At 60.6% G+C, this 12,654-nt stretch carries 15 protein-coding genes; all 15 read right to left on the bottom strand.

Annotation, left to right across the window (positions count from 1 at the left end):
- Positions 1-5: 5 nt before the first annotated feature.
- The 15 genes from flhA to ABX75_RS01175 all read right to left on the bottom strand — a co-directional run bounded on the left by flhA (position 6) and on the right by ABX75_RS01175 (position 12,577).
- Positions 6-2,120, bottom strand: a complete 2,115-nt coding sequence (flhA, locus tag ABX75_RS01245) for a flagellar biosynthesis protein FlhA (RefSeq protein ID WP_219730051.1) — start codon at positions 2,118-2,120, stop codon at positions 6-8.
- 344 nt (positions 2,121-2,464) lie between these two features.
- Positions 2,465-2,665: a cold-shock protein gene (locus ABX75_RS01240; protein ID WP_034099467.1), complete on the bottom strand. Its 201-nt coding sequence runs from the start codon at positions 2,663-2,665 to the stop codon at positions 2,465-2,467.
- 30 nt (positions 2,666-2,695) lie between these two features.
- The gene (locus ABX75_RS01235) at positions 2,696-2,896 is read right to left on the bottom strand and encodes a cold shock domain-containing protein (protein WP_047881322.1); all 201 of its coding nucleotides are present in this window, start codon (positions 2,894-2,896) and stop codon (positions 2,696-2,698) included.
- A 163-nt stretch (positions 2,897-3,059) separates the two neighbouring features.
- Positions 3,060-4,196: a flagellar biosynthesis protein FlhB gene (gene flhB, locus ABX75_RS01230; RefSeq protein WP_034099468.1), complete on the bottom strand. Its 1,137-nt coding sequence runs from the start codon at positions 4,194-4,196 to the stop codon at positions 3,060-3,062.
- A gap of 2 nt (positions 4,197-4,198) precedes the next feature.
- Positions 4,199-4,984 carry a flagellar biosynthetic protein FliR gene (fliR, locus tag ABX75_RS01225; RefSeq protein ID WP_034114727.1) on the bottom strand — a complete coding sequence of 262 codons (786 nt, stop codon included), beginning with the start codon at positions 4,982-4,984 and terminating at the stop codon, positions 4,199-4,201.
- A gap of 4 nt (positions 4,985-4,988) precedes the next feature.
- Positions 4,989-5,258 (bottom strand): flagellar biosynthesis protein FliQ, encoded by a 270-nt coding sequence (gene fliQ / locus ABX75_RS01220; protein ID WP_034099472.1) that lies wholly within the window; start codon positions 5,256-5,258, stop codon positions 4,989-4,991.
- Between the two features lie 4 nt (positions 5,259-5,262).
- Positions 5,263-6,006: a flagellar type III secretion system pore protein FliP gene (fliP, locus tag ABX75_RS01215; protein WP_034099473.1), complete on the bottom strand. Its 744-nt coding sequence runs from the start codon at positions 6,004-6,006 to the stop codon at positions 5,263-5,265.
- On the bottom strand, positions 6,006-6,440 hold the full coding sequence (gene fliO, locus ABX75_RS01210; protein ID WP_034099475.1) for a flagellar biosynthetic protein FliO: 435 nt from the start codon (positions 6,438-6,440) through the stop codon (positions 6,006-6,008). The genes fliP and fliO overlap by 1 nt, the downstream gene beginning before the upstream one ends.
- Position 6,441: 1 nt before the next feature.
- Complete coding sequence (gene fliN / locus ABX75_RS01205) at positions 6,442-6,909, bottom strand: flagellar motor switch protein FliN (RefSeq protein WP_027603860.1); 468 nt, start codon at positions 6,907-6,909, stop codon at positions 6,442-6,444.
- A gap of 39 nt (positions 6,910-6,948) precedes the next feature.
- Entirely contained in the window at positions 6,949-7,917 is a 969-nt protein-coding gene (gene fliM, locus ABX75_RS01200) for a flagellar motor switch protein FliM (RefSeq protein ID WP_034099479.1), read from the bottom strand.
- 9 nt (positions 7,918-7,926) lie between these two features.
- Positions 7,927-8,430: a flagellar basal body-associated protein FliL gene (gene fliL, locus ABX75_RS01195; RefSeq protein WP_034099481.1), complete on the bottom strand. Its 504-nt coding sequence runs from the start codon at positions 8,428-8,430 to the stop codon at positions 7,927-7,929.
- Between the two features lie 331 nt (positions 8,431-8,761).
- Positions 8,762-10,081, bottom strand: coding sequence for a flagellar hook-length control protein FliK (locus tag ABX75_RS01190; protein WP_047881321.1), 1,320 nt, complete (start codon positions 10,079-10,081; stop codon positions 8,762-8,764).
- A gap of 100 nt (positions 10,082-10,181) precedes the next feature.
- Positions 10,182-10,526: an Hpt domain-containing protein gene (locus ABX75_RS01185; RefSeq protein WP_034114730.1), complete on the bottom strand. Its 345-nt coding sequence runs from the start codon at positions 10,524-10,526 to the stop codon at positions 10,182-10,184.
- Between the two features lie 30 nt (positions 10,527-10,556).
- Entirely contained in the window at positions 10,557-12,275 is a 1,719-nt protein-coding gene (locus ABX75_RS01180) for a fused response regulator/phosphatase (RefSeq protein ID WP_034099488.1), read from the bottom strand.
- On the bottom strand, positions 12,272-12,577 hold the full coding sequence (locus ABX75_RS01175; RefSeq protein ID WP_034099489.1) for an STAS domain-containing protein: 306 nt from the start codon (positions 12,575-12,577) through the stop codon (positions 12,272-12,274). The genes ABX75_RS01180 and ABX75_RS01175 overlap by 4 nt, the downstream gene beginning before the upstream one ends.
- Positions 12,578-12,654 lie beyond the last annotated feature (77 nt).

The following is a 12,654-nucleotide window of genomic DNA, read 5'->3' as shown; positions in this document are numbered from 1 at the left end:
TACCCTCAGCCGTTGGGCCCTACTGTCGCGACGATAGTCACTTGCTTGTTGTCAGGAATTTCCTGGTAAGCCAAAACGTGCAAATTCGGTACTGCCAGGCGTCCAAACCGCGACAACATCGCTCGGACCGGGCCCGCCACCAGCAGAATCACCGGTTGGCCCTGCATTTCCTGACGCTGTGCTGCGTCGATCAACGAACGCTGCAGTTTTTCAGCCATGCTTGGCTCCAGCAGAACGCCCTCTTCCTGGCCTTGTCCTGCCTTCTGAATACTATTGAGCAATATTTGTTCCAACCTTGGTTCCAAGGTGATCACAGGCAGCTCGGAGTCAAGCCCTACAATGCTTTGCACGATGGCGCGCGACAATCCGACGCGCACTGCCGCCACCAGCGCGGCGGTATCTTGACTCTTGGCGGCGTTGTTGGCGATGGCTTCGGCAATGCTGCGGATGTCGCGCACCGGCACCTGTTCGGCCAGCAGCGCTTGCAACACTTTGAGCAATTGCGACAACGACAGCACGCCCGGCACCAGTTCTTCGGCGAGTTTTGGCGAGGCTTTGCCGAGCAACCCCATCAATTGCTGGACTTCCTCGTGGCCGATCAGCTCGTGGGAGTGCTTGTAGAGGATCTGGTTGAGGTGGGTGGCAACTACCGTGCTGGCGTCCACCACGGTGTAACCCAGGGACTGTGCCTGGCTGCGCTGGCTGATTTCGATCCACACCGCGTCCAGGCCAAAAGCCGGATCTTTGGCGGTAATGCCATTGAGGCTGCCGAACACCTGCCCGGGATTGATCGCCAGTTCGCGGTCGGGGTAGATCTCGGCTTCGGCCAGGATCACGCCCATCAGGGTCAAGCGGTAAGCGCTGGGGGCCAGGTCGAGGTTGTCGCGGATGTGTACGGTGGGCATCAAAAAGCCCAGGTCCTGGGACAACTTTTTGCGCACACCCTTGATCCGCGCGAGCAATTGGCCGCCTTGGTTGCGGTCGACCAACGGGATGAGGCGGTAGCCGACTTCCAGGCCGATCATGTCGATCGGGGTCACGTCATCCCAGCCAAGCTCCTTGGTTTCCTGGGCGCGGGCCGGGGATGGCAGCAGCTCCTGCTGACGGACGATCTCTTGCTGGGCCTGTACTTTGACCATGTTCTGTTTTTTCCAGAACAGGTAGGCGGCGCCGCCGGCCAGCGCGGCCATGGTCAGGAACGACACATGGGGCATGCCCGGCACGATCCCCATGATCGCCATGATGCCGGCCGCCACGGCCAAAGCCTTGGGCGAAGCGAACATCTGCCGGCTGATCTGCTTGCCCATGTCTTCGGAGCCCGACGCACGGGTCACCATGATCGCGGCCGCTGTAGATAACAACAGTGATGGCAATTGCGCCACTAAACCGTCACCGATGGTCAGCAAGGCGTACACCTTACCGGCATCGCCAAAACTCATACCGTGCTGGAAGATACCCACCGCCATGCCGCCGATCAGGTTGATGAACAGAATCAACAGGCCGGCGATGGCGTCACCGCGCACGAATTTGCTGGCACCGTCCATGGAACCGTAGAACTCGGCTTCCTGGGCAACTTCCAAGCGGCGGGTCTTGGCCTGGTTCTGGTCGATCAGGCCGGCGTTGAGGTCGGCGTCGATGGCCATCTGCTTGCCGGGCATGGCGTCGAGGGTAAAGCGCGCGCTCACTTCGGAGATCCGCCCGGCACCTTTGGTCACCACCACGAAGTTGATGATCATGAGGATTGCGAACACCACAATACCGACCACGTAGTTACCGCCGATCACCACTTCACCGAAGGCCTGGATCACCTTACCGGCAGCGGCGTGGCCGTCCTGACCGTGGAGCATCACCACCCGGGTGGACGCCACGTTCAGCGCCAGGCGCAACAGGGTCGCCACCAACAGGATGGTGGGGAACACCGCAAAATCCAGCGGCCGCAGGGCATACACACACACCAGCAGCACCACCACGGACAGCGCGATGTTGAAGGTGAAGAACACGTCCAGCAGAAACGGCGGCATCGGCAACATCATCATTGCCAGCATCACCAGCAACAGCAACGGCACACCCAGATTGCCCCGCGACAGGTCAGTCAGGGTGCCACGGGCCGTACTGAGCATTTGAGAGCGATCCACCACCGGTATTCCTCGTTTCCTTGAAGCAAACTTTTGACGCCAGCTGGCGACTTGCAGGCGGTGTTGCAAGAAGCCTTCCAACTTTACTTTTGTGCCTGGAGAACCTCACAAACACCCCGGGGCATCGGGTGTCAATCACTCCAAATGTGGGAGGGGGCTTGCCCCCGATTGCAGTCTGTCAGGCGCGGATCAAGTGCCTGATACACCACCATCGGGGGCAAGCCCCCTCCCACATTTGAGCTGTGTACAGCCAGTGCTGCTGAGGGAATTTATGGCAAGGAGTGAGGATCGTCTTCAGGAGGCCCGCTCCAGCACCGAAGACCTGAAGTTCAAAGGACGCGGACGTTTTCAGCCTGAGCCCCTTTGGGCCCCTGGGTAACCTCGAACTCCACTTTTTGCCCCTCTTCAAGCGTCTTGAACCCGTCGTTCTTTATGGCCGAGTAGTGGACAAATATATCGCCCCCACCTTCCTGGGTGATAAACCCAAAGCCCTTCTCCGCGTTGAACCACTTAACCGTGCCCGTCGCCATTGCCGTTCTCCATACACTTCAATAAAACACTCAGATCAACTTGATCTCGCACGCGTAAACACCATCCGGGCGATGGATCTTCTGGAACACCACTCTCTGTCCTTGCGAAAGCAAGCGACCTCCCGAGCTGAGTAAATCGACCGCCACCACCTCGCCCCTCCCCTCCGGCGCAATCAAACCCTTACCGGTCCGCGGGTCATACGTTTGAACCTTGCCTGTAAACACCTGCATTAACCCACTCCCTGCATCTTGAGGTGCAGTCACTCAGGCTATGGAACCGCGAGAACGCGACACTGACTACTGTCAAAGTTGACAGGTAGACGAGATCGCGCGACGAGTGGTAGCAGGCGTGGAAGGCAGTAGATGGCAAGCCTGCTCAGCACAGGCGTGGCGATCAGGAGTCGCGGCGCAGGTCCGGCGGGATGGGCAGGTCTTTGAGCGGATCGGGCCGCTTGCCTTTGCCGGCGCGGTACTGGCGAATCTGATAGACATAGGCCAACACCTGGGCCACGGCCAGGTACAACCCGGCAGGGATTTCCTGATCGAGGTCGGTGGAGTAAAAGATCGAGCGCGCCAACGCCGGCGATTCCAGCAGCAGAATGTCGTTGGCCACGGCAATTTCGCGGATTTTCAACGCGGTGAAATCGCTGCCCTTGGCCAGCAGCATTGGCGCTCCGCCCTTCTCCGGGTCGTATTTCAGGGCCACGGCGTAGTGGGTCGGGTTGGTGATAACCACGTCGGCATCCGGCACCGAGGCCATCATCTTGCGCTGGGACATCTCGCGCTGCAGTTGGCGGATGCGCTGTTTGACCTCGGGCCGACCTTCCTGATCCTTGTGCTCGTCACGCACTTCTTGCTTGGTCATCAGCAGTTTCTTGTGGCTTTCCCACAGTTGGATCGGTGCATCCACCGCCGCGATCAGGATCAGTCCAGCCGCCATCCACAGCGCACTCCAACCCACCACCTGCACGCTGTGGATGATCGCCGACTCCAGGGGCTCATGGGCGATGCGCAGCAAGTCATCGATATCGGACGACAACACCGAAATGGCCACGAACAGAATCAGGATGAACTTGGCCAGGGCCTTGAGCAGCTCGACCAGCGCCTTGGCCGAAAACATGCGCTTGAGCCCCGCGGCCGGGTTCATGCGGCTGAACTTGGGCGCCATGCTGCTGGCGGCGAATAACCAACCGCCGAGGGACACGGGGCCGATCAGCGCAGCCAGCAGCAAAGTAATCAGGATCGGCTGCACGGCCAGGATCGCGATCTGGCCAGAATGCAGCAAATACTGGCCCATGGCGCCGGGGCTGAGCAGCACTTCGCGGGGCAAGCTGAAGTTGTGCTTCATCAGCTCCATCAGATCCAGCGCCAGACCGCCGCCGTAGATCAACAGGGCCCCGGAACCGGCCATCATGGTCGCAACGGTATTGAGCTCTTTGGAGCGGGCGATCTCGCCCTTCTCCCTGGAGTCCTTTTTGCGTTTCTCCGTGGGGTCTTCTGTTTTGTCCTGACCACTCTCGCTCTCAGCCATGGTCAGCGCGCCCGTGCCAGGTCACGTAAGAACTGCAAGGCGTCGGTCGCCAGCGGTTGATACTGATTGAGAATGTCGGCCAGGCCGACCCAGAAAATCCCCATGCCCAACACCAGGGTCAATGGGAAACCGATGGAAAAAATGTTCAGTTGCGGCGCCGCGCGGGTCATCACGCCAAACGCAATGTTGACCACCAGCAGGGCCGTGATTGCCGGCAACACCAGCAACAGCGCCGCCCCCATCACCCAGCCGAGGCGCCCGACGATTTCCCAGAAATGGTTAACCACCAGCCCCGAGCCCACCGGCAAGGTGGTAAAGCTCTCGGTCATCACCTCGAACGCCACCAAGTGGCCGTTCATGGCCAGGAACAGCAAGGTCACCAGCATGGTCAGGAACTGCCCGATCACCGCCGCCGACACGCCGTTGGTGGGGTCGACCATGGAGGCGAAGCCCATGCCCATCTGCACCGAGATGATTTGCCCGGCAATCACGAAAGCCTGAAAGAACAACGTCAGGGAAAAGCCCATCAAGGCGCCGATCAGGATCTGTTCGGCGATCAGCAGCAGCGCACTCAGGTCCAGCGCATTCACCGGCGGCATCGGCGGCAGCCCAGGCACGATCACCACGGTGATCGCCACGGCGAAATACAAGCGCACGCGCCGCGGTACCAGGGTTGTGCCGAACACCGGCATGGCCATCAACATCGCCGTCACGCGAAACAGCGGCAGGATGAAGGACGCCACCCAGGTACTGATCTGGGTGTCGGTCAAGGCCAGCAAGGATTGCATCGGGTCAGCCGATCAACTGCGGAATACTGCCGTACAACTGCAGGATGTATTCCATGAAAGACTGCACCAGCCAAGGCCCGGCGACGATCAGGGTAACCAGCATCACCAACAGGCGCGGCAGGAAGCTCAAGGTTTGTTCGTTGATCTGGGTTGCGGCCTGAAACATCGCCACCAGCAAGCCCACCAACAGGCTGGGCACCACCAGCACGGCGACCATCACGGTGGTCAGCCACAGCGCTTCACGGAACAGGTCGACGGCGACTTCTGGCGTCATAGCGCTATACCCCTCCGAAACTGCCGGCCAAGGTGCCGATAATCAGCGCCCAGCCATCCACCAGCACAAACAGCATGATCTTGAACGGCAACGAGATGATCAGCGGCGACAGCATCATCATACCCATGGCCATCAGCACGCTCGCCACCACCAGGTCGATGATCAGGAACGGAATAAAGATCATGAAGCCGATCTGGAACGCAGTCTTCAATTCGGAGGTGACAAATGCCGGCACCAGAATGGTCAACGGCGCCTGGTCGGGGCTGGCGATGTCGGTGCGCTTGGACAGGCGCATGAACAGCTCAAGGTCGCTGGCGCGGGTTTGCGACAGCATAAAGTCCTTGATCGGGCCCTGAGCCTTGTCGATGGCGTCCTGGGCGGTCATTTTCTCCGCCAGATAGGGTTGCAGGGCTTGCGTATTCACCTTGTCGAATACCGGCGCCATGATGAACAGCGTCAAGAACAGCGCCATGCCGGTGAGGATCTGGTTCGACGGAGTCTGCTGCAGGCCCAACGCCTGACGCAGGATCGAAAAGACGATGATGATCCGCGTGAAACTGGTCATCAGCATGACGAACGCTGGGATAAAGCTCAGCGCGGTCATGATCAGCAGGATCTGCAGGCTCACCGAATACTCTTGCGCGCCCGCTGCGTTGGTCCCCAGCGTGATGGCCGGGATCGACAACGGGTCGGCGGCCAGCGCCAAGGGCGCGGCCAGCAACAGCATGAGCGTCAATAAAACGCGCATTACTTCTTATCCTTCTGATCCTTGCCCAGCAATTCCATCAGGCGCTGGGCGAATTCGGGCGTGGCGGACTGGGTCTGCTCCACATTTACCGGTGTCTTGAGTACGTGCAGTGGGGTGATGCGACCAGGTGTGATACCAAGCAGGATCTGTTCCTCCCCCACCTGCACCAGCACCAGCCGATCGCGCGGGCCGAGGGCGCGGGCTCCGATCATTTCGATCACCTGGCCATTGCCAGGGCCTACGCGCTGCACCCGGCGCATCAGCCAGGCCAGCACGAAGATCAAGCCCACTACCAGCAGCAGGCCAAGCACCAGCTGGGTCAACTGCCCGCCGACACTGCCGACCACCGGCGCCGCAGCGGCCTGGGCCACCGGCTCCGCCGCCCACACGGGCAGCGCCAACGCGATCAACAGCCCCACCATCAGCCGCTTCATATCAGCGCAACTTCTTGATGCGTTCGCTTGGGCTGATCACGTCTGTCAGGCGGATGCCGAACTTTTCGTTGACCACCACCACCTCGCCATGGGCGATCAGCGTGCCGTTGACCAGCACGTCCAGCGGTTCACCGGCCAGGCGGTCCAGCTCGATCACCGAGCCCTGGTTGAGCTGCAGCAGGTTGCGGATGTTGATGTCGGTGCTGCCCACTTCCATGGAAATCGACACCGGAATATCCAGAATCACATCAAGGTTCGGACCGTCGAGGGTCACCGGGTCGTTGTTCTTCGGCACGCTGCCGAACTCTTCCATCGGCAGACGATTGCCAGCCGGCGCGGTGGCGGCGTCAGCGGCCAACAGCGCATCGATATCGTCCTGACCGACATCGCCGGTCTCTTCCAGGGCCGCCGCCCATTCGTCGGCCAGGGCCTGGTCTTCGGCGGAAGTGTTTTCGTGTTCGGTAGCCATTACATGTCCTCGGCGAAGCAAACATTCATAAATTAGGAATCAGCGACGGTTGATCGGCTCAACCACTTGCAATGCCAGGTTGCCCTTGTGGGAACCGAGCTTGACCTTGAACGACGGCACGCCATTGGCGCGCATGACCATTTGTTCCGGCAAATCCACCGGGATGATGTCCCCCGGCTGCATGTGCAGGATGTCGCGCAGGCGCAACTGACGGCGGGCCACGGTGGCGCTCAGCGGCACGTCGACGTCCAGCAAGTCTTCGCGCAGGGCTTTGACCCAACGCTCGTCCTGGTCGTCCAGGTCGGACTGGAAGCCGGCGTCGAGCATCTCGCGCACCGGTTCGATCATCGAGTACGGCATCGTCACGTGCAGGTCACCGCCACCGCCGTCGAGTTCGATATGGAAGGTGGACACCACGATGGCTTCGCTGGGACCGACGATGTTGGCCATGGCCGGGTTCACTTCCGAGTTGATGTACTCGAAATTGACTTCCATGATCGCCTGCCAGGCTTCCTTCAAGTCGATGAACGCCTGCTCCAACACCATGCGCACCACGCGCAACTCGGTGGGGGTGAATTCACGGCCTTCGATCTTGGCGTGGCGGCCGTCGCCGCCGAAGAAATTGTCCACCAGCTTGAACACCAATTTGGCGTCGAGAATGAACAGCGCGGTGCCGCGCAAGGGCTTGATCTTGACCAGGTTGAGGCTGGTGGGCACGTACAGCGAGTGCACGTACTCGCCGAACTTCATCACCTGCACGCCGCCCACCGCCACGTCCGCCGAGCGGCGCAGCATGTTGAACATGCTGATACGGGTGTAACGGGCGAAACGTTCGTTGATCATTTCCAGGGTCGGCATGCGTCCACGGACGATGCGATCCTGGCTGGTCAGGTCATAACTTTTGACACTGCCGGGCTCGGCAGCCATTTCGGTCTGTACCAGACCATCGTCGACGCCATGCAACAGCGCATCGATTTCATCCTGGGACAGCAGGTCCTGCACGGCCATGTCGTGATCCTACTGCAATACGAAGTTAGTGAAGAGCGCCTGTTCGACCACCGTTTTGCCCAGCTCTTTCTGGGCTACTTCCTGCACGCTGGCAGTGACCTTCTGGCGCAGCATTTCCTGGCCGACCGGCGTGGCCAGGGTGTCGAAACTCTGGCTGGAGAACAGCATTACCAGGTTGTTGCGGATCACCGGCATATGCACCTTGAGTGCCTCCAGGTCCGACTGGTTGCGCGCCAGCAAGGTGATGCTCACCTGCAGGTAGCGCTGACGACCGTTCTGGTTGAAGTTGGCGACAAAGGCCGGAAGCATCGGCTCGAAGATTGCCGGTTGCTTGACGTTGGTGGCGGTCTCGGCGGCGGGTGCCGGTTTGCTTGCACTGCTGTGCATGATGTACCAGGTGCCACCCACCGAGGCACCGATGGCCAGGAGCAGGCCCACGACTATCAACAGAATAAGCTTGAGCTTACCTTTGCCTGCGGGTGCTTTTGCTGCTGCGTCGTCGCTCTTCGCCATGCCAATAATCCGTCACTATTCGGGGATTCATAGATCTACGGGAAGGCAAGAGCAAGTGTTATGCCAGAGTTGTCTGGCTGAACACAGACAAAGGAACACCATAAAGTGTGGGGGTGGGCTTGACCTCGGATAGCGGCGTACCAGTCAACTGATGTATGAACTGACACACCCTCATCGGGGGCAAGCCCCCTCCCACTCGAATCGCATTCCAGCTTGAGTGGCAATTGACGAAACGAGATCAAAATGTGGGAGGGGGCTTGCCCCCGATGAGGGTGTGCCAGCTTATACATCAGCGGGCTGATACACCGTTATCGAGGCAAGCCCCCTCCCATCAAGCGTAGTAATCCACCGCGCTGGAGCCGATTACTGTCGATGTCACCGGCGCCACTGCTTCAGCCACGTCAACGTGACCACCGCTGTCGCCGACGTCACCGCGTCCACCGCTACTGCTCACACTGCGGGTCTGCGCCTGTTGCTGTTGCTGCTCCTGGCCACGGGACTGGTCGGAGACGTTGACGTCCACTTGCCCCATGCCCTGTTGGGCAAACATTTCACGCAAACGCCCGGACTGGTTTTCCAACGCTTCGCGCACCACCGGGTGGGCGCTCATAAAGTTGACCTGGGCCTGCTGGTCGGCGGTCATGTTGACCTTGATATCCAGGCGTCCAAGTTCGGCCGGCTGCAACTGGATCTCCGCCGATTTGAGGTTGGCGCTGGAGAGGTACATGACGCGGTTGACGATCTCGTCGGTCCAGCCGCTCTGGTGCATGGCCAGCGGCGCGTTCGCGACCGGCGGCAAGGCGTTGGCGGTCTTCGGCGTGGCGGCCTGGGTCAGCGCGGCGAGGCGGTTGGCGAAGTCGTCGACCCGAGTGTCGCTGCTGGCGCTCTTGAGGTCTTTGAGACCATCGTCAATCAAACCGCTGAAAGCCTTGTCGCCGCCTTGGTCGGTACTGTCCTTGGTGGCTTGCTGATCGACCATGCTGGCCATGCCTGCGGCGAAGTTCTGTGCGGCGGTCGGTTGTTCCTGGGTCGATGCCGAGGCGGTTTTCGCCGAAGCCTGGCTGCTGGCCGACACATGACCGCCCTGCTCCATGGCCAGGCGTACGGCGGGCATTGCATCTAGAGGGTCGGCCTCGGGGTCGAAGGCGGGCTTGGCGTCATCGCTGGCCACGAGTGGCGCGGCGACCGGCAATTGAGTATTGGCATCGACAGAGTCAACGACAGGAGCCGGGGCTTCCACAGGCACCGCGACCGGCACGACAGCGGCGATCAACGCGGGATCCACCGCAGGCTGCTGCGCCAGGCTCGGGTCGGCGGCGGCGGCGTCCTGATGGGAATCGTCATCGGCTTTGGCCGGTGGATTATTGGCAGGCAAAGTATTGCCGCTATCGGCAACCGCCGGTGTGTTGGCGGCAGGCTTGTCCCCCCCAGTGGACGGCTTGGCGCTGGCATCGGCGGGCTTGTCGCGAGAGGGTTTGACGCTGTTGTCATCGCCCTTGAGGCTGGGCTTGGAACCCTGGCTGGCGAACACTTGAGCGAAGCCAGGGCCCTTGTCCCGTGGGTCCGCCGCCACCGCCGGCGGGTTGGCGGCGGGCGCTTGAGACTTGGCTGCGGGGGCAGCCTGAAGAAGCGAATTCGGGGCGACTGGCATGATAAAGGTCTCCACTGCATGGGGATCGAGGATGCAGTATCGAGAGCTACAGCAAGAGTCGGGCCAAGTGTGGTTGTGTCTGCTGACAGCGGATTTGGCGCTACACCTGATACCGCTGGCGCTCCGACTCATACAGCGGCTTGACCAACGCAAACTCATGATCGATCTGATCCACCAGCGCCTCTAGATTTGCTGTCGGCTCGCCGGATTCCAGCTCCAGCCGCTGGCACAACTGCGCCAGGCGCACAGCCCCCAGGTTACCGCTGCTGCCCTTGAAGCTATGGGCGATCCTGCCCAATGCTTTAGCGTCATCCCGCGCGGTGCGCAGCGCTTCGATGCGTTTTTGCGAATCGTCAAGAAAGGTTTCGAGCAGTTTGGGGTACTCGCCTTCCATGACTTCCTGCAAACCCGACAACACGTCAGGGTCCAGATGAACATCGACCACTTGCTCGCTCCTTGATCAAGAATCGGCGGATTATGCCAGAGCCTCCCAGGAAAACTCCACGCAGACACAGCGCCCGCCATCGGACCAGCGTATATCGCGGCTAAGCTGGCGTACCAGGCTCAAGCCGCGCCCAGACAGACGGTCGGTATCCGCCGGCCGCGCCAGCACTTTTTCCACGTCAAACCCAGGGCCGCTGTCTTCGATCCGCAAGGTCATCGTCCCGCCCGCTCCATTGGGCGCTACTTGCACTTGCACTCGCACGTAACCACTGTCCAGTTGGGCCAGACGCTCGTTGCGCTGGCGATAATAGTCGGCGAAGCCCTGGGCATCGCGTTTGAGCAAAGAATCCAGTCCGAGTACGCCGTGCTCCAGCGCGTTGGAGTACAGCTCGGCCATCACACTGTAGAGCGCGCCGCTCTGTGCACGCAGGCCGTGGATCTCCAACAGCAGTTGCAGCAGGTAGGGTAACGGGTTGTAGTGCTTGAGAGTTTCGGCGCGAAATTCGAAATTCACTGACCAATCCCGTGGGCACGACTGGCCGCTGTCGGCGTATAACGGCCCGGTGGCGCGCGTCGCCAGACCTGACCTCAAGGTGATCTCCACCATGCTCACGTCATCGCGGGCTTCACCGCGAAACGCGACCAGCGCCTGTTCGATGTCGTCGAACAGACGATCGGGCTCGCGGTTGGCGTCGAATACTTGTTGCAGGCGTTCGACCCCGAACAATCGATCATTGGCGTCGGCGGTTTCCAATACCCCGTCGGACAGCAGAAACACCCGGTCGCCCAGGGCCATGGGCCAGACTTCAGTGCGGTCGTCGAACAGTTCCGCCGACAACACTCCCAACGGCAGGTGTCGCGACACCAGCGGTGTACGCTTACCCGTGGCTACCTCATGCACATAGCCCTCGGGCATGCCGCCGTTCCATACCTCGACCACGCGCCGATCGGTACTCAGGCACAGCAGGGTCGCGCAGCAGAACATGTCCACCGGCAGAATACGTTTAAGCTTGGCGTTCATCTCGCGCAGAGTCTGCGCCAGGCCATAGCCCTTGGCGGTCATGCCATAGAACACTTCCGCCAGGGGCATGGCCCCCACTGCTGCCGGCAAACCGTGGCCGGTAAAATCGCCGAGCATTACGTGCATATCGCCGGAGGGCGTGTAGGCCGCCAGCAGCAAGTCCCCGTTGAACAACGCATAGGGCGATTGCAGGTAGCGAATATTCGGCGCGGCATTGATACAGCCCGAATGCGCGACCTTGTCGAATACCGCCTTGGCCACCCGCTGCTCGTGCAGCAAGTAATCATTGTGCTTGGCGATCAGGTCGCGCTGCTGCAAGACCGTGGCTTGCAGGCGGCGCAGGCGGTCCATGGCGTTGATCTTAGCGGCCAGGAGCAACGGGTTGTAGGGCTTGGCCAGGAAGTCATCGCCGCCGGCGTCCAGGCACTCGGCCAGGTCGGCGCTGTCGGTCAGGGAGGTAAGGAAGATGATCGGCACCAAAGCTTCGCCGGACAACTGCTTGATCCAGCGCGCGGCTTCGAAGCCGTCCATCACCGGCATCAGCGCATCCATCAGCACCAGTTGCGGACGCGCGCGCGTGAATACCTCGACCGCTTCGCGCCCATTGGCGGCGGTGAGTACTTGATGCCCCTGACGTCGCACAATGGTCGACAGCAGCAACAAGTCAGTAGCGCTGTCATCGGCGATCAGGATCGTTAGCGCCTCATGGGCGGGGGCCAGGGCGCTCAATTGATGTCGAACAGTTTGTCGAAGTTGGAGATGGCGAGGATCTTGCGCACATCGGAGTTGCTGTTGATCACCCTGACCTCAGACTCGTCCCCCCCCGCGTGGTCTCGCAGCAACAGCAGCATGCCCAGGGCGGAACTGTCCAAATAGGTGGTTTCTTTGAGGTCGACGATATAGGTATCTGGATCCTTGTAGAACCGCTCGTAAGCGTCACGAAAGAGCTGGTGGCTGCTGAAATCGAAGCGGCCTTTGATAACGATGGTCAACTTCTTCCCGTCCGGGGATACAACTGACTCGACTGACATATGACTGCTTCCTTGTCGTAGGTGACGTACACACAAGGTTTAGCAGTTGAACCGAGTGCGGGCAACACAGTCCGTCA

This window comes from Pseudomonas sp. ARP3 (assembly GCF_001029595.1).
Taxonomy (GTDB): domain Bacteria; phylum Pseudomonadota; class Gammaproteobacteria; order Pseudomonadales; family Pseudomonadaceae; genus Aquipseudomonas; species Aquipseudomonas rhodesiae.
This window is presented reverse-complemented; position numbering and strand designations above follow the sequence as displayed.

Coding starts and splice junctions, on each gene's coding strand:
- flhA (WP_219730051.1), bottom strand. CDS start 2,120: ATGCTCAGTACGGCCCGTGGCACCCTGACTGACCTGTCGCGGGGCAAT.
- ABX75_RS01240 (WP_034099467.1), bottom strand. CDS start 2,665: ATGGCGACGGGCACGGTTAAGTGGTTCAACGCGGAGAAGGGCTTTGGG.
- ABX75_RS01235 (WP_047881322.1), bottom strand. CDS start 2,896: ATGCAGGTGTTTACAGGCAAGGTTCAAACGTATGACCCGCGGACCGGT.
- flhB (WP_034099468.1), bottom strand. CDS start 4,196: ATGGCTGAGAGCGAGAGTGGTCAGGACAAAACAGAAGACCCCACGGAG.
- fliR (WP_034114727.1), bottom strand. CDS start 4,984: ATGCAATCCTTGCTGGCCTTGACCGACACCCAGATCAGTACCTGGGTG.
- fliQ (WP_034099472.1), bottom strand. CDS start 5,258: ATGACGCCAGAAGTCGCCGTCGACCTGTTCCGTGAAGCGCTGTGGCTG.
- fliP (WP_034099473.1), bottom strand. CDS start 6,006: ATGCGCGTTTTATTGACGCTCATGCTGTTGCTGGCCGCGCCCTTGGCG.
- fliO (WP_034099475.1), bottom strand. CDS start 6,440: ATGAAGCGGCTGATGGTGGGGCTGTTGATCGCGTTGGCGCTGCCCGTG.
- fliN (WP_027603860.1), bottom strand. CDS start 6,909: ATGGCTACCGAACACGAAAACACTTCCGCCGAAGACCAGGCCCTGGCC.
- fliM (WP_034099479.1), bottom strand. CDS start 7,917: ATGGCCGTGCAGGACCTGCTGTCCCAGGATGAAATCGATGCGCTGTTG.
- fliL (WP_034099481.1), bottom strand. CDS start 8,430: ATGGCGAAGAGCGACGACGCAGCAGCAAAAGCACCCGCAGGCAAAGGT.
- ABX75_RS01190 (WP_047881321.1), bottom strand. CDS start 10,081: ATGCCAGTCGCCCCGAATTCGCTTCTTCAGGCTGCCCCCGCAGCCAAG.
- ABX75_RS01175 (WP_034099489.1), bottom strand. CDS start 12,577: ATGTCAGTCGAGTCAGTTGTATCCCCGGACGGGAAGAAGTTGACCATC.